The sequence below is a fragment of the Mycobacterium sp. ELW1 genome (genome assembly GCF_008329905.1).
Lineage (GTDB): Bacteria > Actinomycetota > Actinomycetes > Mycobacteriales > Mycobacteriaceae > Mycobacterium.
Genome location: NZ_CP032155.1, coordinates 5,151,634 through 5,173,037, shown reverse-complemented (window position 1 = coordinate 5,173,037; position 21,404 = coordinate 5,151,634). Strand labels below are relative to the sequence as shown.

The 21,404-nt window shown below is 66.5% G+C and carries 24 protein-coding genes; 14 read left to right on the top strand and 10 right to left on the bottom strand.

Annotated elements, in window-relative coordinates; all coding sequences use genetic code 11:
- Genes D3H54_RS24685 through D3H54_RS24675 form a run of 3 tightly spaced genes read right to left on the bottom strand, consistent with a single transcriptional unit; the run spans nucleotide 1 to nucleotide 2,554 of the window.
- Entirely contained in the window at nucleotides 1-612 is a 612-nt protein-coding gene (locus D3H54_RS24685; protein ID WP_149382053.1) for a cysteine hydrolase family protein, read from the bottom strand.
- Nucleotides 609-1,610, bottom strand: coding sequence for an aromatic ring-hydroxylating oxygenase subunit alpha (locus D3H54_RS24680; protein ID WP_149382051.1), 1,002 nt, complete (start codon nucleotides 1,608-1,610; stop codon nucleotides 609-611). Before D3H54_RS24680 ends, D3H54_RS24685 begins: the two co-directional genes overlap by 4 nt.
- A complete protein-coding gene (locus D3H54_RS24675) occupies nucleotides 1,607-2,554 on the bottom strand; it encodes a TIGR03619 family F420-dependent LLM class oxidoreductase (RefSeq protein ID WP_149382049.1) in 948 nt (315 codons plus the stop codon). Before D3H54_RS24675 ends, D3H54_RS24680 begins: the two co-directional genes overlap by 4 nt.
- 99 nt (nucleotides 2,555-2,653) lie before the next feature.
- On the opposite strand from D3H54_RS24675, the gene D3H54_RS24670 reads away from it, so the two are divergent.
- A complete protein-coding gene (locus D3H54_RS24670; RefSeq protein WP_149382047.1) occupies nucleotides 2,654-4,264 on the top strand; it encodes a flavin-containing monooxygenase in 1,611 nt (536 codons plus the stop codon).
- Nucleotides 4,265-4,269: 5 nt separating this feature from the next.
- The gene (locus D3H54_RS24665) at nucleotides 4,270-5,379 is read left to right on the top strand and encodes an alpha/beta hydrolase family protein (protein WP_149383721.1); all 1,110 of its coding nucleotides are present in this window, start codon (nucleotides 4,270-4,272) and stop codon (nucleotides 5,377-5,379) included.
- On the opposite strand, the gene D3H54_RS24660 is transcribed toward D3H54_RS24665, so the two are convergent.
- Nucleotides 5,367-5,975: a TetR/AcrR family transcriptional regulator gene (locus tag D3H54_RS24660; RefSeq protein WP_168214964.1), complete on the bottom strand. Its 609-nt coding sequence runs from the start codon at nucleotides 5,973-5,975 to the stop codon at nucleotides 5,367-5,369. The genes D3H54_RS24665 and D3H54_RS24660 overlap by 13 nt on opposite strands.
- A gap of 37 nt (nucleotides 5,976-6,012) precedes the next feature.
- Between D3H54_RS24660 and D3H54_RS24655 the strand changes: the two genes are divergently transcribed.
- From D3H54_RS24655 to D3H54_RS24645, 3 genes are read left to right on the top strand one after another with little or no spacing between them, the layout of a single operon-like run.
- Complete coding sequence (locus tag D3H54_RS24655) at nucleotides 6,013-7,059, top strand: phosphotransferase (protein WP_149382045.1); 1,047 nt, start codon at nucleotides 6,013-6,015, stop codon at nucleotides 7,057-7,059.
- Complete coding sequence (locus tag D3H54_RS24650; RefSeq protein WP_149382043.1) at nucleotides 7,056-7,430, top strand: nuclear transport factor 2 family protein; 375 nt, start codon at nucleotides 7,056-7,058, stop codon at nucleotides 7,428-7,430. The genes D3H54_RS24655 and D3H54_RS24650 overlap by 4 nt, the downstream gene beginning before the upstream one ends.
- A complete protein-coding gene (locus D3H54_RS24645; protein WP_149382041.1) occupies nucleotides 7,427-8,473 on the top strand; it encodes a TIGR03857 family LLM class F420-dependent oxidoreductase in 1,047 nt (348 codons plus the stop codon). The genes D3H54_RS24650 and D3H54_RS24645 overlap by 4 nt, the downstream gene beginning before the upstream one ends.
- Nucleotides 8,474-8,490: 17 nt before the next feature.
- On the opposite strand, the gene D3H54_RS24640 is transcribed toward D3H54_RS24645, so the two are convergent.
- Nucleotides 8,491-9,093, bottom strand: a complete 603-nt coding sequence (locus tag D3H54_RS24640; protein ID WP_149382039.1) for a TetR/AcrR family transcriptional regulator — start codon at nucleotides 9,091-9,093, stop codon at nucleotides 8,491-8,493.
- A 112-nt stretch (nucleotides 9,094-9,205) separates the two neighbouring features.
- Between D3H54_RS24640 and D3H54_RS24635 the strand changes: the two genes are divergently transcribed.
- Nucleotides 9,206-9,919, top strand: coding sequence for an SDR family NAD(P)-dependent oxidoreductase (locus tag D3H54_RS24635; protein WP_149382037.1), 714 nt, complete (start codon nucleotides 9,206-9,208; stop codon nucleotides 9,917-9,919).
- Nucleotides 9,920-9,925: 6 nt separating this feature from the next.
- Here D3H54_RS24635 and D3H54_RS24630 read toward each other — a convergent pair whose 3' ends face one another.
- Nucleotides 9,926-11,425, bottom strand: coding sequence for an acyl-CoA carboxylase subunit beta (locus tag D3H54_RS24630; protein WP_149382035.1), 1,500 nt, complete (start codon nucleotides 11,423-11,425; stop codon nucleotides 9,926-9,928).
- Between the two features lie 62 nt (nucleotides 11,426-11,487).
- Between D3H54_RS24630 and D3H54_RS24625 the strand changes: the two genes are divergently transcribed.
- The 3 genes from D3H54_RS24625 (at nucleotide 11,488) to D3H54_RS24615 (ending at nucleotide 15,079) form a co-directional block, all read left to right on the top strand.
- Nucleotides 11,488-12,516, top strand: coding sequence for an LLM class F420-dependent oxidoreductase (locus D3H54_RS24625; RefSeq protein ID WP_149382033.1), 1,029 nt, complete (start codon nucleotides 11,488-11,490; stop codon nucleotides 12,514-12,516).
- A gap of 100 nt (nucleotides 12,517-12,616) precedes the next feature.
- Nucleotides 12,617-13,945 carry an HNH endonuclease signature motif containing protein gene (locus tag D3H54_RS24620; protein ID WP_149382031.1) on the top strand — a complete coding sequence of 443 codons (1,329 nt, stop codon included), beginning with the start codon at nucleotides 12,617-12,619 and terminating at the stop codon, nucleotides 13,943-13,945.
- 42 nt (nucleotides 13,946-13,987) lie between these two features.
- The gene (locus tag D3H54_RS24615) at nucleotides 13,988-15,079 is read left to right on the top strand and encodes an alkene reductase (protein ID WP_149382030.1); all 1,092 of its coding nucleotides are present in this window, start codon (nucleotides 13,988-13,990) and stop codon (nucleotides 15,077-15,079) included.
- Here D3H54_RS24615 and D3H54_RS24610 read toward each other — a convergent pair.
- The gene (locus D3H54_RS24610) at nucleotides 15,052-15,540 is read right to left on the bottom strand and encodes a DUF2834 domain-containing protein (protein WP_149382028.1); all 489 of its coding nucleotides are present in this window, start codon (nucleotides 15,538-15,540) and stop codon (nucleotides 15,052-15,054) included. The genes D3H54_RS24615 and D3H54_RS24610 overlap by 28 nt on opposite strands.
- A gap of 74 nt (nucleotides 15,541-15,614) precedes the next feature.
- Between D3H54_RS24610 and D3H54_RS24605 the strand changes: the two genes are divergently transcribed.
- Nucleotides 15,615-16,214: a TetR/AcrR family transcriptional regulator gene (locus D3H54_RS24605; protein ID WP_149382026.1), complete on the top strand. Its 600-nt coding sequence runs from the start codon at nucleotides 15,615-15,617 to the stop codon at nucleotides 16,212-16,214.
- Between the two features lie 9 nt (nucleotides 16,215-16,223).
- Here the strand turns inward: D3H54_RS24605 and D3H54_RS24600 are convergent, their stop codons facing one another.
- Together D3H54_RS24600 and D3H54_RS24595 are read right to left on the bottom strand one after the other, a co-directional pair.
- Nucleotides 16,224-17,426, bottom strand: coding sequence for an enhanced intracellular survival protein Eis (locus tag D3H54_RS24600; RefSeq protein WP_149382024.1), 1,203 nt, complete (start codon nucleotides 17,424-17,426; stop codon nucleotides 16,224-16,226).
- A 72-nt stretch (nucleotides 17,427-17,498) separates the two neighbouring features.
- On the bottom strand, nucleotides 17,499-18,479 hold the full coding sequence (locus tag D3H54_RS24595) for a cation diffusion facilitator family transporter (protein ID WP_149382022.1): 981 nt from the start codon (nucleotides 18,477-18,479) through the stop codon (nucleotides 17,499-17,501).
- 32 nt (nucleotides 18,480-18,511) lie between these two features.
- Here D3H54_RS24595 and D3H54_RS24590 point away from each other — a divergent pair, with 32 nt between their 5' ends.
- Both D3H54_RS24590 and D3H54_RS31330 read left to right on the top strand, forming a co-directional pair.
- Nucleotides 18,512-18,904, top strand: a complete 393-nt coding sequence (locus tag D3H54_RS24590; protein ID WP_149382019.1) for a nuclear transport factor 2 family protein — start codon at nucleotides 18,512-18,514, stop codon at nucleotides 18,902-18,904.
- Between the two features lie 52 nt (nucleotides 18,905-18,956).
- Nucleotides 18,957-19,370: a hypothetical protein gene (locus D3H54_RS31330; RefSeq protein ID WP_168214734.1), complete on the top strand. Its 414-nt coding sequence runs from the start codon at nucleotides 18,957-18,959 to the stop codon at nucleotides 19,368-19,370.
- On the opposite strand, the gene D3H54_RS24585 is transcribed toward D3H54_RS31330, so the two are convergent.
- Nucleotides 19,253-19,606 (bottom strand): UBP-type zinc finger domain-containing protein, encoded by a 354-nt coding sequence (locus tag D3H54_RS24585; RefSeq protein ID WP_149382017.1) that lies wholly within the window; start codon nucleotides 19,604-19,606, stop codon nucleotides 19,253-19,255. The genes D3H54_RS31330 and D3H54_RS24585 overlap by 118 nt on opposite strands.
- Nucleotides 19,607-19,848: 242 nt before the next feature.
- On the opposite strand from D3H54_RS24585, the gene D3H54_RS24580 reads away from it, so the two are divergent.
- Together D3H54_RS24580 and D3H54_RS24575 are read left to right on the top strand one after the other, a co-directional pair.
- Nucleotides 19,849-20,586: an MlaE family ABC transporter permease gene (locus tag D3H54_RS24580; protein ID WP_432246618.1), complete on the top strand. Its 738-nt coding sequence runs from the start codon at nucleotides 19,849-19,851 to the stop codon at nucleotides 20,584-20,586.
- On the top strand, nucleotides 20,583-21,401 hold the full coding sequence (locus D3H54_RS24575; RefSeq protein ID WP_149382013.1) for an ABC transporter permease: 819 nt from the start codon (nucleotides 20,583-20,585) through the stop codon (nucleotides 21,399-21,401). Before D3H54_RS24580 ends, D3H54_RS24575 begins: the two co-directional genes overlap by 4 nt.
- The last annotated feature ends 3 nt before the right edge of the window (nucleotides 21,402-21,404 follow it).

Here is a 21,404-nt window from a genome sequence, read left to right as displayed (position 1 = left end):
TCAGCCCGGCGTCCACACCGCGATCAGGTCGTCGGTGGTGGTGATGGTGGCCAGCAATGCCAACGTGTTGTCGATGACGGCGGTGCCGTACTCGGTGGGTACCCCGGCCACCGCATCGCGCGGCAGCACCACGCGGTAGCCGGCGTTGACGGCGTCCATCACCAGATTGGGAATCGCCACGTTCAGCGACACCCCGACCGCGACGACGGTGGTCGCGCCGAGATTGCGCAGGATCGCGTCCAGGTCGGTGCCGCCCATCGGTCCCAGGCCGTGCCAGCGACTGAGCACGAGATCGGTTGGCTCCGGACCGAATTGCGGCAGCAGCGTCGCGCCGGGGCTGCCGGGCGTGATGTCGACTCCGCGGGCGCCGATCGAGAACAGCTTGGCGTTGTGGTTGGAGCCGAGCCCGTCGGGCCTGCGCTGCACCAGACAGTGCACCACCGTCACCCCGGCCGCGCGCGCCACGGGTAACAGGCGCTCGATGTTGGGCAGCGCCTCGCGTTCCGCTTCGCGGGCCAGCGCCGCCAGCCCCGCGTCGGGCCCGACGACCGCGCCCTGCAGCTCCTGGGTGACGATGACGGTGTGGCCCGGCGCGACCAGCTCGGCTCTCATTCCGGCTTAGCCGAGACGTCGTAGAACTGCTGAGCCCACTTGCGCATCGCCATATAGGGTTTCGCGTCCACCTTGGCCAGTGCCGGGTGTTCCACGTACTTTTGATAGCGCCAGATCTCGAGGTCGTCCCACACCGTGCCCAGGTACTGCTTCTCCACCCGTTCGCGAACATCGTCGGGCGGAATGTCACTGGTGTCGCCGGCTTTTCGCGGCCACCAAATCGAATAGAACATGTTGGACACCTCGTCGTCGACGGGTGTGCAGGCGAAGATCAGCCGGTGGTTCGACGAGCCGGAGAACGCACTGATGGCGAATCCCAGCCCGGAGAAGTGACTGTGGATGCGCAGCGCCATCCTGCTCGGGTCGTCGCTGCGCGCATCGGGCCAGCCGGTGACGAACCGCCACTCTTCGTCGACCGCCTCCCATTCCAGGCAGACGGGCGTGACCGTCGCGTGGTGGACATAGTGGAAATGCGAACTGTCCGGACCGTTTTCGGCCACGATCTGCGGGTGCACCGGCTCGTTCTCGGCGAAGCGGGAGAACTCCGGGTACGGGCGGTAGTACTCGTCGGGGGCGGCGGTGAATTGCGGGAACTTGGTGAACATGTCGGGCAACTGCCACCGGGGTGGGTCACCGCCCGGGTGGTGCCACAGGAAGATGCAGCCGTGTCGTTCCTCGACCGGGTATGACCGAAGGCGCAGACCCTTGTTGGGCCGATCCGGCTGGTAGGGGATGTACGCGTTCGCGCCGTCGGGAGCCCAGCGCCAGCCGTGGAACGGGCACTCGACGCAGTCGCCGACGACGGTGCCGCCATGCCCGATGTGCGCGCCGAGGTGCTTGCAATGACCTTCCAGCACGTGCAACTCACCGGATTGGTCGCGATAGATCACCAAATCTTCGCCGAAGTAGCGCAGTGGCCGTACGTCACCGACGGCATACTCCGCAGACCAGCCGATCATGAACCAGCCGGTGACCTTCCAGGTGAATGGAACCTTCACGGGGAACCTCCTCGAAACGGTGTACCGACCAGATCGGCTGCGATGACTGCCTCACCGAACGCGTCGATGTAGTCGAGCGCTTCCGCCGGAGTGGGTGCGTCGACGCGAGCGACTGCCCAGTTCGCGCCGTACTCGGCAAGTTCCCCCAGAGTGTCCTGCGCTTGCCGCACCGAGGAGTTGTCGTCCAGGTCGATCCACGGGCAGATGACCTGCACATCAAGCGCCTCCGGATCCCGGCCGGCATCGGCCAGAGCCTGACGTAACCGACCGAGTCGTGCGCCGAACGCGGCCGCGTCCTCCAGTGTCGCCGTGCCGATCGCCGACGCCATACCCGCGGGTGCGATGAGCGGCATCCAGCCGCTGCCGAATTCGACGACGCGGCGTGCCGCGGCTGCCGTGTTGCCTCCGATCCAGATCGGCGGATGTGGCCGCTGCACAGGTGGCTGCAACCACATCGGACCGGTTGCCGTGAATCCCCGCCCGCTGACCGGTGTTTCGGGATCGGTCCAGATCGATCGCAGGGCAGCCAGGGCTTCGTCGAGGAGCGCGGCGCGGTCGTCGACCTCGATGCCGAGCGCCGCGAACTCCGAGTGCAGATAGCCTGCCCCCACGCCGGCGATGAGCCGGCCTGCGGACAGGATGTCCAGGCTGCCGAGGGCCTTGGCGGACAGATACGGGTTGCGGAACGGCAGCACGAACAGGTTGGTCATCAGTCTGATCCGGCTGGTCACCCCGGCCATGAAGCTCAGCGCCGCGACGGGGTCGAGGGTGTCGTGCCCGCCGTTGCGGCGCCACTTCAGCGACGGTGCCGGATGTTCGGACAGCGCGACAGCGGCGAAGCCCGCCGCTTCGGCTCTCGACACGATGGCTCGGATCACGTCGGGGGAGAGGAAATCATCGGGTGCGGTGGGCAGCTCGCTCGGATACTCCAGGGTGTACCGCATCGCCCACCTGAGGGTTTCGGGGAACCGGCGGTCCGGCCGGTTCCAATACTGTAATAGTTACAGTAGCATCCGCTGTGCGGAGAGGCGAAGGGTCGGTTGATGGATAGTGCTGATGTGCTCGTGATCGGAGCCGGGTTCTCCGGCCTCTACATGTTGCACCGGTTACGACAGCTCGGCCTGCGAGCGCAGGTCCTGGAGAAGGCCGAAAAAATCGGCGGCACTTGGCTTTTCAATCGCTATCCCGGTGCGCGCTGTGATATCGAGAGCATCGAGTACTCCTACAGCTTTTCCGAGGAGATCCAACAGGAGTGGGTGTGGACCGAGACCATGCCGGCCCAGCCGGAGATCGAGGCGTACCTCAACTTCGTCGCCGACCGTCTTGACCTGCGCCGGGACATCCGGCTCGACACCGACGTCACGGCCATGACATTCGACGAATCCCGCGCGACATGGACCCTGCAGACCGCCACCGGCGAGACTTTCGTGGCACCTTTCGTCGTCGCCGCCTCGGGCATCCTGTCGGTCCCGCTGGAACCCGACATCCCCGGCATGGACACCTTCGCCGGGGACTCGCTGTTCACCAGCCGGTGGCCCGAAGGCGGCTTCAGCCTGTCCGGTAGGCGGGTCGGTGTGATCGGGACCGGTTCGACCGCCGTGCAGATGATTCCGGTGATCGCGCGGGAGGTTGAGCAGCTCTTCGTCTTTCAGCGGTCCCCGGCGTTCACGCTGCCGTGGGAGGTGCGGCAGTTCGCGGTCGGCGAACTCGCCGAGATGAAAGCGAACTACGGCGAGATCCGGCAGGCGCAGCGTGAGCACCCGGTCGGTGCGGCACGGCTCTCGGCGTTCTCGGTGCTGATCGACATGCTTGTCAGCCCGCCGATCAAGACGGCCACCCGCGAGGAGCAGTTGCGTGCCGTCGACGAGCGCGGCGTGATGGGCGCGCTCAACTGGGGTGACATCTTCTTCGATATCGAGGCCAACCGGATGGCGACTGCGTTGTACGGCGAGGCGATCGCCCGCATCGTCGACGACCCTGCGACGGCGGCGGCGCTGGTGCCCAGTCACCCCTTCGGCTGTAAACGGCCGATCATCGATCAGGGGTACTACCAGACCTACAACCGCGACAACGTCACGCTGGTGGACCTGCGCAGGGATCCGATCCGCACGATCACCCCGGATGGCATCGACACCGCGGCCGGGCACTACGCCCTGGACGTCATCGTTTATGCCACCGGATTCGACGCGATGACCGGCGCGCTCACCCGCATCGACGTTCGCGGCCGGGACGGCATGCTGCTGAGGGACGTCTGGGCCGACCAGGGTCCGGTGTCCTACCTCGGGCTGGCGGTCGCCGGGTTCCCCAATCTATTCACCGTCCAGGGCCCGGGCAGCCCGTCGGCGGCGACGAACTTCGTCACCGCGCTCGAACAGCACGTCGAATGGATCGGCGACTGCATCTCCTACCTGAGGGACAACGGTTACCGGACCATCGAGGCGACGCCGGAGGCGCAGCACGAGTGGATCGAGCACACCACATCCCTTGTGGCGGCGACGGTTCTGGTCCATCCGAGCTGCAATTCGTGGTACAACGGCGCCAACGTTCCCGGCAAGAAACGGATGTACATGGGCTACACGGCAGGCATTCCCGAGTACCGGCGCCGCTGCGACGAGATCGCCGGCGCGGGTTACGTCGGCTTCCTGCTGGCGTGAGCGGGATGGGCCTGAGCAGCGCACACCGACTGGCAACCCAGCTGGGTGGCGTGCTGCCGCGGTCGCTGGCCGCATTGCACCGCTCGCAGGACTGGAGCCCGCTGTCCGCGCGCGGTGTACGGCAGGTTGCCGAGGTGGCACTTGACGAGCTGGTGGTCACCGGGATGACCCTGATGTCGTCACCGCCGCGCCTGGACCGCCCGGTCGAGGACTATGCCGGGGTGGCGGCAGAGTTGGCCGCGCTCGGGGTGGCCGGCGTGCATCGTGCGCCGGAGCCGTTGGAGGTCACTAACATTCGGGCGGTCAGCGCCGGAGTGCTGTCCTACGAGCGGATGAGCTACGACCACGACCCGCAACTGGTCTCGGCGCTGGCCGCCGAAGGTCACGATGGCCCGGCCGGTGCCGAGGTCGTGCTGTTCCGCCACGACGACGGACCACGGCCCTGGCTGGTGTGGGTGCACGGCGCGGGGCAGGGCGGCATGTCGGACATCCTGGTCGCCAGGGTCGGGCGCATCCACCGGGAGCTGGGCTTCAATGTCGCGCTGCCCGTCCAGCCCGGACATGGGCCGCGGCGCGACCGCTGGCCGGCGTATCCCGGCACCGACCCGGTCGCAAACGTCGCGGGAATGGTCCGCGCGGTCTCGGAGGTGCGTGCGGTGATCGGGTGGATCGAGCCCGACTCGACCACGATCGCCGTCTCCGGGTTGTCGCTGGGGAGTGCGGTCGCAGCCATGGTCGCGGGCCTGGACGACCGGGTCCGCGCCGTCGCGCTCTACACGCCGATCCTCGGACTGAACGGGATGATCGCCCGGCATCTGCACCGGTGGGGATCGGCGGCCGATATGGTCGGAGCCGCAATGGCATCCGACACCGTGTCAGACCTGACCTCGGTGATCGATCCGCTCGCGCTCGACCCGTTACCGCCCCCGGACCGGCGGCTGATCGTCGGGGCGTGGCACGACCAGATGGCCTACCGGCAGTCCGCGCTGGCCCTGCACGACCACTGGGGCGGGCAGCTGTACTGGCACGACGGCGGCCATGTCGGGCATCTGTTCTCCGGCGCCGTGCAGGCGCAGACGGAGCAGTTCCTGCGTTCGCTGACTCAGGCGCCGTAATCCCGGACGATCCGGTCCCGCGCATGCATCAACTCGGCGTCCAGGTCGAACCCGGACGGAAGCGCGACCCACTGGAAGGCGAGGCCGAAGAACGCGGCGGTGATATCGCTGACGGCCCGGTCGAGATCGATGCCGGTGCGAACCGACCTGTCCCGCTGTCCTTTTCGTAGGCCCTCAGCCACATTGGCGACGCCTGCGGCCAACTGGTCCTGAACTCGTTCGCGAAGTGGCGACGTGGTCTTCATCGCCTCGAAGGTGGAGACGAACATCGCGCGCAGTACGTCCCGGTCATGGTCGTACAAGTCGCGGATCCGGTCGATGTGGGCAAGCACCTGGTCCATGCCGGTCGCGTGTGCAACGAGATCCGGGTTGAGTCGGCTGACGTACTCCTGGAGGAAGTCCTCGAGGATTGCCTCCTTGCCGCCGAAGCGGGCGTGCACCATCGTGCGGCTGTATCCGGCTCGGCGTCCGATCTCGGCGGCAGTGGTTGCCTCCCAGCCTTTCTCGACGATCAGCTCGGCGGCGGCTTCCATCAGGCGGCGCCGGGAAGTCTCGACTCGTTCGGGCTGCGTCAAACCGCGTGCGGGGGAGGGCACCCTTGCATATTAAACACCTCGCAACTATCTTGCGAGGGTGACTTCAGCGACGGCACGGGTGCCGTCAGGCATCGATGCCGTCGACCCGGCATGGCTCACCGAGGCACTGCACGCGACCGTGACGGACGTCGTCGCCGAACAGATCGCCCAGGACAGCGGATTCTCGTCGCTGCTGTACCGCCTGCACCTCACCGGCGAGGGTGTTCCGCCGACGGTGATCGCCAAGCTGGCCGCGCAATCGGAGGCCCGAGGCGCGATGGAGCTGCTTGGCGGCTACCGGCGGGAGCTGGCCTTCTATCGCGATATCGCGGGCCGGGCACCGCTGGGCACGCCGCACGTCTACGCGGCGCGGATGGCCGACGACTCAGCCGATTTCGTGCTGGTGATGGAAGACCTGCGGGAGTGGGAGAACGCCGACCACCTGGCGGGGTTGTCGATCGAGCGGGCACGGCTGTGCATCCAGCAGTTGGCCGGATTGCACGCATGGTCGGTCGAGCCATCCAATACTGCTGCTCTGCAGGTGTTTCCGAGTTTCGACATGGCTGCGGTGCGGGACCTTCTGGTGCCGGCGTTCGGGCCTGGCTGGGAGATCTACCGAACGCATTCGGCGGCGCCGGTGCCCGAGTCGGTTGCCCGTTTCGCAGAGCGGTTCACCGAGCACGCCGCCACAGCGCTCGACGGTTTGACCGGACGGTCGATGCTGCTGCACGGCGACATCCGCGCCGACAACATGTTCTTCTCGGGCGATCGGATGAAGGTGGTGGACTTCCAGTTCGCTTGTGTCGGAGCCGGTGCGGTGGACATCGCGTATCTGGTCAGCCAGGGCCTGCCCACAGATATCCGGCGCGGTCAGGACGAGACGCTACTGCGCGGCTATCTTCGCGACCTGGGCGACGTCGGCTACTCGTTCGACGAAGCGTGGCGGCACTACCGATTGGCGACCGGATTCCTGATCGTACTGCCCGTCATCACGTTGCTCGGCTGGGATGCGTTGCCGCAGCGCTCACGCGACCTCTGCCTGACACTGACCGATCGGGCGGTGGCGACCATCGCCGACATCGACGCGCTGGAGGTGTTCGGATGAGCCGCACGGCACGCGAGGTCGTCGAGCTGTACAACCTGGTGGTCTGGAACGACCGCGACATCGCGCTTGCCGATGAGCTGCTGGGCGACAGCGTGATTCGTCACGAAGTCGGTGACGCAGTGGTGCTCACCCATGCCGAGGCGGTCAAGCGCGTCGTCGACCACCTGGAGATGTTCGACGAGATCCGGTTCGATCTCAATCTGGTGGTGGCCGGGGACGACGGCGAGCACGTCGCGATCGTCTACCAATCGCCCATGACACTCAAGGACGGTATGGAGACGACCGTCGGCAGTATGGAGATCTTCCGCGTCGTCGACGGCCGGATCACCGAAGTGTGGAATTGCGGCTACAAACAAGGAGTTTGGGCATGAGCGAGCAGGTGCTGGACGAACTGGGCTACTACCTGCTGGCGGGTGCCGGCGGGGAGGGGCCGGCGACCCTGATGGACGAAGCCCGCCGCGGCGAGGAGCTCGGCTTCGGCACCGCCTTCATCTCCGAACGCTGGAACGTCAAGGAGGCCTCCTCGCTGGTGGGCGCGGCGTGCGCGGTGACGAGCCGGATGCAGATCGCCACGGCGGCAACCAATCACAACACCCGCCACCCGCTGATCACCGGCTCGTGGGCGACCACGATGCACCGGCTCTCCGGTGGCCGCTTCACGCTCGGCATCGGCCGCGGCATTGCGGCGATCTACGGTGCATTCGGCATTCCGCCGGTGACCACCGCGCAGATGGAGGACTTCGCTCAGGTGATGCGCCGGCTCTGGCACGGCGAGCTGATCTTCAACCACGACGGGCCGTTGGGGAAGTACCCGGTCCTCTTCCTGGACCCGGATTTCAACGAGGACATCAGGCTGGCGCTGGTGGCGTTCGGCCCGGAGACACTGAAGCTCGGCGGCCGGGCTTTCGATGACGTCATCCTGCACACCTACTTCACCCCGGAGACGTTGGCGCGTTGCGTCAAGACCGTCAAGGAAGCCGCCGAGCAAGCCGGTCGTGATCCGGCCAGCGTGCGGGTGTGGTCGTGCTTCGCCACCGTCGGCGATCACCTGCCCGAGGAACTGCGGCTGAAGAAGACCGTCGCACGGCTGGCCACATACCTGCAGGGCTACGGCGATCTGATGGTCACCACCAACAACTGGGATCCCGCTGTGCTGGAACGCTTCCGCGCGGACTCGGTGGTGCAGTCGGTGGGCGGCGGGATCGACCACAAGGCGACGGCCGAGCAGATCGAGCACATCGCGACATTGATTCCCGATGAGTGGCTGGAACCGTCTGCCACCGGGTCGGCGGAACAGTGTGTGGACCGCATCCGCAAGGAGTTCGATTACGGCGCCGACGCGGTGATCATGCACGGTGCCACACCTGACGAGTTGGAGCCGGTGGTCGCGGCCTACCGGCAAGCGGTGAGGTAGCCGAAGACCTCGTCGCCTCAAGACAGTTCGGGCGCAGGAAGCGGTAGCGCGCTCGCACCTTCTGGACGCAACCCGTCGAAGATGATCGCCAGGTACCGCCGCCACAGGTCGCGCGGTGGATCGGAGAGACCGTCCATCACGTGCACCGGTGCGCACATCAGCAGGAAGACGTCGGTGCCGGTGACATCGGCACGGATGGCGCCTGCGGCGCGCGCGTTGGCCACGAGTGTCTCGACGCCGGCATGCACCTCGTCCCGGATCGCAATCACCCGTGCGTCGCTCGCGCTGTAGGTCTGTAGGTAGCTCACATCGTGCTGGCGTCTCTGGTCGGCGGCGATCGTCAGGAATTCCAACAGGGCCGCACCGGGATCGGTGGCATCCGCCAGCCGGTGTAGGGCCTCGGTGAGGGTGACCAAGTGCGCGCAAACCAGGGAGGCGATCAGATCCTCTTTGGAGGCGAAGTGCCGGAATACCGTGCCTTTGGCCACCCCCGCGCGACGGGCGATATCCGAGACCGACGCCTCCACGCCGCGCTCGGCAAATACCTCCTCGGCCGCGGCCAGCAGCAACTCACGGTTGCGCGCAGCGTCCGCACGCAGGGCGCGGGGGGAGGAGGTCACCCACGCATCCTACCAAGTTGACCGCCCGGTCACCTTTTGCCTACAGTGTTGATGTCAAGGTGACCGTCCGGTCATGTTATCCGCCGAACTCCGGAATACTGTTGGAGGACAGATGAAATTGGCAGGCGCCACCGCGTTGGTCACCGGCTCCAATCGCGGTATCGGAACGCATTTCGCCACCGAACTTCTGCGCCGCGGGGCCAAGGTGTATGCCACTGCACGCAGGCCCGAGCTCGTCGACATCCCGGGGGCCGAGGTGCTGCGCCTGGACATCACCGACCCGGACTCGGCCCGCGCCGCCGCTGAACTCGCCGGCGATGTGGACGTGCTGATCAACAACGCCGCCGACTCCGCGGGCGGCAACCTGGTGACCGGCGAACTGGAGGCGGTCCGGCGGGTGATGGAGTCCAACTACTTCGGCACGTTGAACGTCATCCGGGCGTTCGCGCCCGTTCTCGCACGCAACGGCGGCGGCGCCATCGTCAACGTGCTGTCGGCAGCCGCGTGGCTCACGGTGGATGGCAACACCGCCTACGCGGCGGCAAAGTCAGCCGAGTGGGGATTGACCAACGGTGTGCGTCTCGAATTATCGAGGCAGGGAACTCAAGTCGTCGGTCTCATGCCGGGACTCATCGGCACCCAGACGCTATTCGACTTCGCTCGAAGCGCCGGAATCGAGTTCCCCGAGGGCGTGGTCATCGAACCGGCCGCACTCGTCGAGCTGGCTCTCGACGGGTTGGAGGCAGGCGATATCGAGATTGCGGACGCGATCGGGCTGCAGGCCAAAGCAACGCTGGCTGGGCCGCCGCAAGCGTTCGCCCTCTGAGCGCGCCTAGGGCGTGATGACCGTCCGGCTGACCGGCTGGGCGACTTCCTGACGGCTGAAGACGGCGCGCTGCAGCGCCACGATCAGCGAGTTCCGGGTCTCCTCAGGCGAGATCAGTTCATCGAAGCCGAGGCTGCCCGCCGAACGGTAGGAGGCCTCGAGTTCCATGCTCTTGAGAATCTCGGTGACATCGGCGTCGGCGTGTGAGGCGCGGCTCAACGCGGCCGCGCTCATCGCGCCCATCGTGGCTCCGGGGTAGGCGAAGGTCGCCACCTGATTGTCGAAGCCCAGCAATGACATCACCATGGAGCCGAACCCGAACGCCTTGCGCAGGGTGACATGAAGCTTCAATGTCGTCGCCGCGGTCTGGGCGGCGAACATCCTTGCTCCGCTTCGCAGTACGCCGTTGCGCTCGGACTGGCTACCCGGCAGCATGCCGGGGTTGTCGGCCAGGAACACGATCGGCAGGTGGAACGAGTCGGCGACCATGATGAAATGCGCGGCTTTGTCGGCCGCGTCGGAGTCGATGGACCCGGCCAGCTCGGTCGGCTGATTGGCAACGACCGCAACGGGATAGCCCCCGAGGTGCGCCAGTGCGCAGATGATCGCCTTGCCGAACTTCGGCTGGATCTCGAACCAGTCCGGCTCGTCGAAGACGACGTCGAGGACAGTGCGCATGTCATAGATGTTGCGGTTGTCACGAGAGATGATGTCGAGGAGTTCGGGAGTGGGGCGAAGGCCGGCCTCCTCGTCGTACAACCGGGTCGGGGGATACGACCATGCGCTGGAAGGGAAGTAGGACAGGTAGCGTCGGATGTCGTCGAGCACCGCTTCGTCGCTGTCGGCGACATTGTGGATGACACCACTGGGCAACGCGACCGTGGGCCCGCCAAGCTCCTCTTTCGAAATGTCCTCACCGGTGGCCTCTTTGACGACCGGAGGGCCTGCGGTGAAGATCGCGCCCTGATGGCTCATGATCGAGAAGTCGCAGACCGGCGCCACGAGTGCGCCGTGGCCGGCCGACGGACCGAGCACAGCCGAGATGGTCGGAACCTTGCCGGAGCATCGAGCCTGCGCGATCAGATCGGTCGGCGTGCGCCCGTAGTGTTCGCCGCCCGCGGCGCGGAAACCCGCCCCTTCCAACAACATCACCAACGGAATCTTGTTGCGCAGCGCGAGCTCGGCGAGCCGATAGCGCTTGGCATTACCTCCGGGACCGATGCTGCCGGCCAGTGTGGTGAAGTCCTCGGCGCCCACCATGACCGGCGTCCCGTCGATGCGACCCGCACCCGCCACTAATCCGTCCGCTGCGATCTCGCCGCCGACGAGGGTGCCGAACTCTTGGAAGGTGCCCGGGTCGAGGAGGTGATCGATTCGCGCCCGGGCGTCGAGCTTTCCCTTGCCGTGGTGCTTGGCCAGCCGCTCCTCACCGCCCATGGAGTGCGCGTGTTGACGGCGTCGGCTCAGGTCGTGGAGCGTGTCCTGCCAGTCCTGCGCATTGCTCATCGACGTGTCCTTACCGTGGCGGCGTTGACCATACTGAATTGCTTACTGTAGCGTCTGCCGACATGGGCGAGGTCGGCAGTCTCAAAGTCGACCGCGGCGTCATCAGCAGGCTTGCCGGGGTCGCGGACGGGGCCCGCGAGGTCGAACGGCTCGGTTACGACGGGTGCTGGACGGCCGAGATCAGCCACGATCCGTTCCTTCCCCTGACTCTGGCAGCCGAGCACACCACCCAGATCGAATTGGGCACGTCGATCGCGGTGGCCTTCGCCCGCAATCCGATGACCGTGGCCAACATCGGGTGGGATCTGCAGGACTACTCCCGCGGCCGGCTCCTGCTCGGATTGGGAACCCAGATCAAACCGCATATCGAGAAGCGGTTCAGCATGCCGTGGAGCCATCCCGTCCGACGCATGGGCGAGTTCGTCACTGCGCTGCACGAGATTTGGGCGAGCTGGCGCGACGGCACCAAGCTGAGCTTCGACGGCGAGTTCTACACCCACCGGCTCATGACGCCGATGTTCGTCCCCGAGCCGCATCCGTACGGGTCGCCGAAAGTGATGATCGCCGCCGTCGGTGAGTTGATGACGCAGATGTGCGGCGAGGTGGCCGACGGCCTTATTGCCCATGCCTTCACCACCAAGCGGTATTTCGACGAGGTGACCATTCCGGCGCTGGAGCGGGGGATGGCCACGTCGGGTCGCTCACGCAGTGAGTTCCAAGTGATGGCACCGGTATTCGTGGTGACGGGCACGGACGAAGCCGAGATGGCGGCATCCGCCGCGGCGTCACGGAAACAGATCGCCTTCTATGCCTCCACGCCTGCGTACCGGAAGGTACTGGAGTTGCACGGCTGGGGCGAGTTGCAGACCGAGTTGCACCGCCTGTCGCTGGACGGCCAGTGGGACACCATGGCCACGCTGATCTCGGACGAGATTCTCGGGACGTTCGCCGTCGTCGCGCCGCTGGACGGTCTGGCTGCGGCATTGAGGGAGCGCTGCGACGGAATCATCGATCGGGTGATGATCGGATTGCCTCCGTCGGCGTCGGAGGAGACCGTGCGAGCCTTTCTCGACGAGGTGCGTTCTAGCTGAGTTCCGTTGGGGCTCGGGCTTTTATCCACAGTTCCGCGTTCATCCACAGGTCGATTGTGGCCTCGGGTTTTTGTCGGTGGTTCGAACTAGTGTTCGATGTATGGGTTCGATCGACTCGGTGCTGGAGGCACTCGACGATGTCGTCGAGGCGTTGGCCGCAGTCGATCTCGATGTCCTGGATCCACCGGATCGGTTCAGGGTGCTGCAGCGGTTGGAGACCGCACGGCGTCGGCAGGTGGCGGTGTCGCACGCGGTGGTGGGGCGGTTGGAGCAGTTCGAGGGGTGTCCCCCGGTGCCGATCACGCTCGCGGATGTGTTGCGGATCAGCCCGCGGGAGGCCAAGCGCCGCATGCGGGATGCCGAGCAGGTGGCGCCGCGGCGAGCGTTGACCGGGGAGCCGCTGCCGCCGCTGCTGCCGGACACCTCCGCGGCCTGGCATGCCGGACAGTTGGATGGCGAGCATCTGCGGGTGATCCAGAAGTTCTTCCGCGATCTGCCCGATCACGTCCCGGCGGTGCAGGTCGAGAAGGCCGAACGCACACTGGCCGAGCACGCGCAGACGATGCGACCCGATCAGTTGGAGAAGATCGCGCTGCGGCTGGCGTTACATCTGAACCCCGACGGCACGTTCTCCGATGACGATCGGGCTCGCAAGCGCGGATTCGTCTGGTGTGGTGGGCAGGGCGTCGACGGGATGAGTGTGGGCCGGCTGATCGCCACGCCGGAGTTGCGGTCCATGCTCGATGCCTGGTTCACCAAGTTCGCCGCACCCGGTGTCTGCAATCCAGCAGATCAATCCCCGACCATCACCCCGACCGAGGAGACAGCCGACCGTGACCTGCGCAGCCACGGCCAACGCCAACACGATGCGTTGACCGCCTTGGTGCGTGGTCAACTCGGCGATCCGAAGTTAGGGCAGCACAACGGGTTACCGGTCACGGTTATCGCATCGGCCACCCTCCAAGACCTTCAGGCCACGACCGGGCACGCGGTCACCGCCACCGGCACCCTGCTACCCATCCCGGACGTCATCCGGATGGCCAGCCACGCCTACCACTACCTGGCACTGTTCGACGGGGTGCGCGGGCAGGCGTTATGGCTCGGCCGCACCAAACGCGTGGCTTCGGCTGATCAGCGGATCATGTTGCACAGCAAGGACCGCGGCTGCACCCGCCCCGGCTGCGATGCACCCGGATACCTCACCGAAGTCCACCACGTCGACGAATGGGCCCAGGGCGGGCTGACCAACATCGACACACTCACCCTGGCCTGCCCAGCCGATCACCGACTCCTCGACCACGGCTGGAAAACCCGAAAACTCGCCAACGGCGACACCGAATGGATACCCCCACCGCAACTACCACTCGCCGCAGGCACCAACGACTACCACCACCCTGAGCGTTTCCTGCCGAAAGACGACGATCCGTAGGCGCGGGGAATGAATCGGCACCCGTGGCGCTTGTAGGCAAGCATGACGTTCACGCTGACCGATGACTCAGCCCTGCTTCAGCCGATCACCATCGGGGCGAACACCGCACGGAATCGGCTGTTCATGGCGCCGCTGACGCGCTCGCGCGCCGAATCGGACGGCACGCCGAGCGACCTGCAGGTGGAGTACTACGCGCAGCGTGCGTCGGCAGGGTTGATCATCACCGAAGCCACCGCTGTCTCCCAGGTGGGCAACGGCGCCTACGTCAACACTCCCGGCATCTACACCGACCGCCATCAGGAGAAGTGGGGCGAGGTGGCCGCGGCCGTGCATGCGCAGGACGGGTTGATGTTCATGCAGATCTGGCATGTCGGCCGGATGGCCCACCCGGACATCAGCGGCGCCGAGTCGGTGGCGCCGTCGCCGATCGCGGCGAAGATGGCGGCACACACGCCGGGCGGTAAGAAGCCGCTGCCGGTGCCGCGGGCATTGGCCACCGACGAGATCGCCGGAGTGGTCGCGCAATTCCGCGCTGCCGCGCGTCGCGCTGTCGATGCCGGGCTCGACGGTGTCGAAATCCATTCCGCCAACGGCTATCTGCTGCATCAATTCCTGGCCGACGCCACCAACACCCGCACCGACCGGTACGGCGGCACCGCGGAGAACCGCGCACGGCTGACCGCGGAGGTCGTCGAGGCCGTCGCCGCCGAGATCGGGGCCGACCGGGTCGGTCTGCGGATCTCGCCAGGAAACGGTGCCGGTGACGTCAACGAGGTCGACACCGTCTCAGCCTATGAGGCTCTGCTGGAACGCATTTCGCCGCTGGGGCTGGCGTACCTGCACGTCCTGATCAACCCGGACTCTCCTGAGTTCGGCATCGTGCGGGCACTGTGGTCCGGACCGTTCGTCCTGAACACCGGCCGGGAAGTCGACACCAGCTTTTGCGAACTGGAGAACCTTGCCGACTGGGGTGCCATCAGTGCGGCCGCCGTCGGCCGCGCCTACCTGGCCAACCCTGACCTCATCGAACGGCTGCGCACCGGTGCCGAGCTGACCGAGCCCGACGTCGCGACGTTTTACTCGCCGGGCCCGGCGGGTTACGTCGACTACCCGACGCTGGCGCCGACCGCCTGAGCTGACTTCTCGTGTAGCCGCTGACGCTCGACGGTGGCCAGATAGAACGCCCACGCGAACGCGAAACTGGTGAACAGGCTCGACACGAAGAACAGCCATGGCCGACGAATACCGCGCCGGTACCCGTCGATGATGGTGAACAACGGCAGCAGGATCACGTTGCCGATCGTGTAGTCCTGGCTGGCTGAGGCCGCTGCCGGGTTGTCGTAGCCCAGGGTGATGAACTGCCACCAGCTGCCCGCGCCGGTGAAGACATTCCCTGAGCCGTCGGCGTACTGGTGCACGAACTGGATGTTGAAGTACCAGCCCAGCACCACCGATGCGATGCCGACCAGGTAATACAGGATCTCGAGCGCACTGACCGCAGGACCATTGGCCGGCCGCCGGAACACCGCCGAGTTGGATCCGATGATCCATGCGATGACGAGGACGGCCAGCACTGCATGAACGAGGAGCGTCATGGCTTCGTAACTGTAGTGAAGTCCAGTAGCCGTTTTGTCAATTTTGACAATTCTTTTTGAGGTACGTTACCCCCGTGGTTCGCCCTGCTCAGACAGCGCGCAGCGAGCGCACGCGGGACGCCCTGCGGCGCGCCGCCCTCGTGCGCTTTCTGGCCCAGGGTGTCGAAGACACCTCGGCCGAGCAGATCGCCGACGACGCCGGGGTGTCACTGCGCACCTTCTACCGGCACTTCACGTCGAAGCACGACCTCCTGTTCGCCGACTACGACATCGGGCTCGAGTGGTTCCGGGCCGCCTTGCAGGCGCGCACGCCCGGGGAGTCGATCATCGAATCGGTGCAATCGGCCATCGACGCCTCGCCGTACGACCCCGAAGCCGTCGCGCAGATCGCCGCGCTGCGTGCCAAGGAACTCGACGCCGGCCGCATCGTGCGCCACACCCGGCAGGTGGAAGCCGAATTCGCCGACGCGATCGCCGATCAGCTCTCGCAGAGTGCCCCGGCCGACACACCTGACGAACGCCTTCGGGTGATCGTGACGGCCCGGTGCATCGCCGCGGCGGTCTTCGGTGCGATGGAACTCTGGATGATCGGCGAAGACAGGTCGCTGGCCGAACTGGGCCGGCTGTGCCGCACCGCGCTGGCGTCGCTGCGCCAGGGCATCATCGACGAGTGAACGCGGCGGTCAGAATCCGTAGCCGAGTTCGGCGGGAACCTTCCATCCGAATGCGAGATCGAGGTCGTCGAGCAGCGCCGACTCCGTAACCTGCAGCCGGTGCGCCCCCGCGAACGCTGATGGCCGGTGCGCCCCCAGGTAGATGCTGCCCAGTACTGAAAGGTCAAGGCGCACATCGGCTGCCGCATCGCTGGGTACACAACGGGCTCTCCCGTCGGAGACACTCAGCAGATAGCGTCCTCCGCCGCCGAGCTGTTCGTCGGATATCTCCAACACCGCGGTGACATCGTGTGGATAGGCACGTGCCTCCAACACGGTGGGGATGTCGACAATGCGTAACCACAGCGCGTCCTCGGATCCGACCGTCTGTACCCGTCGTGGGTCGACCAGCAGGTATCGCAGCGGATCCGCGGGATGAGTATTCACTGTGATGGCCGCCATCAGGTCCAGGCCGAGCAGGGTCTGCCACAGCGCGATGTACGCGTCCCGGCTGACCGCCGTGAATTTGGTGACCTCCACCGTCTTGGTGTCCGCGACCCGGGTTCGGTACATGACGAAGCCGTCGTTGTGTAGCAGTGCGAACAGCGGGCTACCACCGTGGCGGGCGGATTCGCGATCTGCCAGCACTTCGTCCCATAGCGCCGCGGGCGTGTGCAATCCACCAGGAGTGCGCCTGCGCCATCGCTCATAGATGTCGGCGAGCTGGTCGCGGTGGGCGACCGGATCCACCACCCGCACCCCGCCGATGCGCGGAACCGTGCTGTGCATTTCGGCTCCGCGTCGATCGACCGACACGCTGAGCTCATCGGTGGCCGGCCCGTACCCGAATCGGCCATAGATGGTGGCTTCGCTGGCCAGCAGGCCGGCGATGGGATATCCGGTCCGCGCAACCCAGTTGTGCAACTCGACGAACATCGCTCGCAGCACTCCGCGACGGCGGTGCGTCGGGGCCACCGCCACCCAGGTGATGCCGGCAGTGCGGAGCCGCTCGCCACCGGGCACCGTCAGCTCCAGGTCCAGCGGCATAGCCATGCCGACGAGATCGTCTCTGTCGCAGGCGACGACCACGCCGTCGTGCGCTGTCATGGATCGCCAAACCGCCACGGTGTCAGGGTCGCGGAAGGAGCCGAAGCAGGTGGCCGCCAGCCGGCTCATCGCCGGCCAGTCGTCATCGCCTGCGAATCGCAACGTTACGTCGGGTGATGCTGACATCGGGCTGGACACTCCTGCGACGCTGTCACATCCGGTGTCGAACCGCATTCGGTTTTTCGGGCGCTCGCCGGGTCAGGGCCGAACGGTGTCGTCCAGGTCGGCAGGCTCGGCGATCGTCAGCACGGCGTCGACGATGTGCGGGTTGGCCTCGAGCTTGCGTTCCAGATCGCGCAGGGTGTGCGCGATCCGCGACTCGATCTGATCACCCACCAGATCCACACTCGCCACCACGAAAAGCTGTCGCGGACCGACGAACTCGAGCCGCGCAAAGCGCACCGACGCGACTCCGTCGAGCGCTTCGATCCGCGCGATCACAGCGTCACGCAGCTGCGGTGTTCCCGGCTCCCCGGTCAGGAAGCGCCGATTGCGGTCGATCAACAGCACCGCCACCACGCCCAGCAGCAGCCCCACCAGAATCGAGCCGACCGCGTCCCAGGCCGCCACCCCGGTGAGCTGGTGAAGACCGATGCCGGCACCGGCCAGCACGATGCCGATCAACGCGGCAGTGTCCTCGGCGAACACCGCGCGAACCGTGGGATCGGAGGTCTGCATGGCGTACTCGAGCACTTCGCGATCCATCGCGCGGGCATTGCTGCGCAGCTGACGCACCGCCTGCGCCCACGAGATGCTCTCCATGACGAGCGCGATCCCCAGCACGATGTAGGCCACCAGGTAGTGCTCGTCGGCCGGTCGGTCGTCGAGCAGTTCATTGACCCCCCGCCACACCGACACCGTCCCGCCGACCACGAACAACCCGACGGCCGCCAGCAGGGACCAGACGTACACCTCCCGGCCGTAGCCGAGGGGGTGCTTGCGGTCCGCGGCGCGGCTGCCGCGCCGATTGGCGATCATCAGAAACGCCTGGTTGCCGGTGTCGGCCCAGGAATGCGCGGCCTCGGCCGCCATCGACACCGACCCGGACAGCACGCCCGCCAGCGTTTTGGCCACCGCGACGACCAGGTTGGCGCCGAACGCGATGGCCACCGTTTTCGTGCTCTCGCCCTGCGTCGCATCGGCCGAGTCTTCGCCGAGCAGGTTCTCCGTCGCCGTCATCCCGGCTGGGGTACCCGTGGCATGCTGACCACATGCATGCGTTCCGCGCCGCCGTCGAAGCCGGCGATTTCGATGCCCTGCCCGCCCTGTGCGCCGAGGACGTGGTCTTCCGCAGCCCGATCGCACACAAGCCCTACCAGGGCCGCGACCAGATCGGTGTGATCCTGCGGGCGGTATCGAGGGTGTTCGCCGACCTCACCTATGTGAAGGAGATCGGCGGCGAGGGCCAGGCCGACCACGCGCTGGTGTTCGTCGCCAAGGTGGGCGACCTCGAGATCAACGGCTGCGACTTCCTGCACGTCCGCGAGGACGGGCTGATCGACGAGTTCACCGTGATGCTGCGTCCGTTGAAGGCGGTCACCGCGTTCGCCGAGCGGATGCGCGTGGAATTTGAAAAGGAAATGGCCGCCGCCGGATTGGCGTAACTCTCGGCGTGGGTCCGCACATCCGCCGCGCCCACGGAGCACTATCTAAGGCATGGCGAGGATCGGCGACGACTCTCTGATCGTCCGCGGTGAATTACGTCCTGACGGCACTTGGCTTTTCACCATCCGCTACATCGTGCACTTCGAGGCGGGCGAGCTCGGCACCCGATTCGCCGACTCGGTGCAGGTATCCGCGGACTCCCGCGCGTCGCCGGTTCCGTTCGTCGCGTGTGGCCGCTCGGTGCTGCGAAAGAAGCGCGTCATCGTCGACGACGAGGCACTGACCTCCCGCGACGACCTCTATGCGACCGTGTGCGTGCGGCCCCGCGGCGGGGTCGACGCGCTGACTCAGTCGGCGCGGTTGCGCAGGATCTCCACCCAGTCGCTCGGTACCCGGCCGCGCGGACCGGGGGTGGTTTCCTCGGACGGCCGGCTCTCCGGCGGGGCCAGGTCCGGACCGTCGTAGTACTGGTTGGACTGGTAGTCCCAGAACCAGTCCTCGCCCGGCTCGAACGATCTGATGATCGGATGCCCGCTCGTCCGCCAGTGCGCGGCGGCGTGCCGCATCAGCGAATCATCGCAACAACCGATGTGCCCGCAGGCGGCGCAGCGCCGTAGGTGCACCCACCAGCCGCCGGCGGCATCGCATTCGACACATCCGGTGCCACTCGGTGGAACCGACGGATCTACCGCTTCAGCCATGTCTGTGAGCTTACTGTCGCTCGGAACGGGTGCGCGGCAAGATTTTTGCTCGACTCGATTTAATCCGCCTGAGCGAAATCAGGTGCGCCCGCGCAACCAGCCGGTACCTCCTATTGACGGTCGGGTCTGCACGAACAGCTGCGTTGACAGCTAATCACTGCTCTCCTAGCGTCCGCCCAAGCGCGACGACGAGAGGACTGCATGTGGGATCCGGCGTTACGGGCGCCGCGTGGTCCAAGCCGGTGGTCTCGGTAGGCGACTTCGTTGTCCTGGTTGGCGAGACCTTCGCCGCCACGTTTCGCCCTCCGTTCGCCTGGCGCGAGCTGCTCGATCAGATCTGGTTCGTGGCGCGGGTGTCGATCGTTCCGACCCTGGTGCTGTCCATCCCGTACACGGTGCTGATCGTGTTCACACTCAACATCGTGCTGCTGGAGGTCGGCGCCGGTGACCTCTCCGGGGCCGGCGCCGCACTCGCGTCGGTGACCCAGGTGGGCCCGGTGGTGACCGCCATCGTCGTCGCCGGAGCCGGCTCCACCGCGATGTGCGCCGATCTCGGCGCGCGAACCATCCGCGAAGAGATCGACGCCATGAAAGTCATCGGCGTCAACCCGATCCAAGCACTCGTGGTGCCGCGGGTGATCGCCGCGACTTTCGTTGCGCTGATGCTGTATTCGGTGGTCGCTGTCGTCGGGCTGGCCGGCAGCTACTTCTTCGTCGTCTACCTCCAGCACGTCACACCGGGAGCGTTCGTCGCCGGTATGACGCTGCTGACCGGGCTGCCCCAGGTGATCGTGTCGCTGGTGAAGGCCCTGCTGTTCGGGCTGTCCGCCGGTCTGATCGCCTGCTACAAGGGGCTGTCGGTGGGCGGCGGCCCGACCGCCGTCGGCAACGCTGTGAACGAAACCGTCGTGTTCGCGTTCATGGCGTTGTTCGCCATCAACATCGTGGCGACCGCTTTCGGCGTGAAGGTGGCGCCGTGACGCACGTGGCCCAGCGGGCCGTCGATTCGACCCGAAGGCTGGGGGAGCAGACAGCGTTCTACGGAAACGCGCTGGCGGCCACCGGCGAGGCGATCCGGCGCTATCCGGCCGAGGTGTTGCGGCTGATCGCGGTCATGGGGATGGGCACCGGCGCACTGGCGGTCATCGGCGGCACGGTGGTGATCGTCGGCTTCCTCACGCTGTCCACCGGCGCCCTGATCGCCGTCCAGGGCTACAACACCCTGTCCAACGTCGGCATCGAGGCCCTCACCGGCTTCCTGGGCGCTTTCCTAAATGTCCGGTTCATCGCCCCGGCCACCGCGGGGGTGGCGCTGGCCGCAACCATCGGCGCCGGTGCCACCGCGCAGCTGGGCGCCATGCGCATCAACGAGGAGATCGACGCGCTGGAGGTGATGGGCATCCGCGCCGTCACCTATCTGGCGTCCACCCGCATCGTGGCCGGCATCATCGCGGTCATCCCGATCTATACCGTGGCGGTCCTGATGTCGTTCCTGGCCACCCGGTTCGGCACGACGATCATTTACGGGCAGTCCCGCGGGGTCTACGACCACTACTTCTCGACGTTCCTGCACCCGACCGACCTGTTGTGGTCGTTCGTGGAGGCGCTCGCGATGGCCGCCGCGGTCATGGCCGTGCACACCTACTACGGCTACACCGCGACCGGCGGCCCAGCCGGCGTCGGGGAGGCGGTCGGCCGCGCGGTGCGGACGTCGATCACCGCCGGTGTATTCATCCTGCTGACCGTCACGCTGTCCGTATACGGACAGTCCGGCAACTTCCACCTGTCGGGGTGAGCG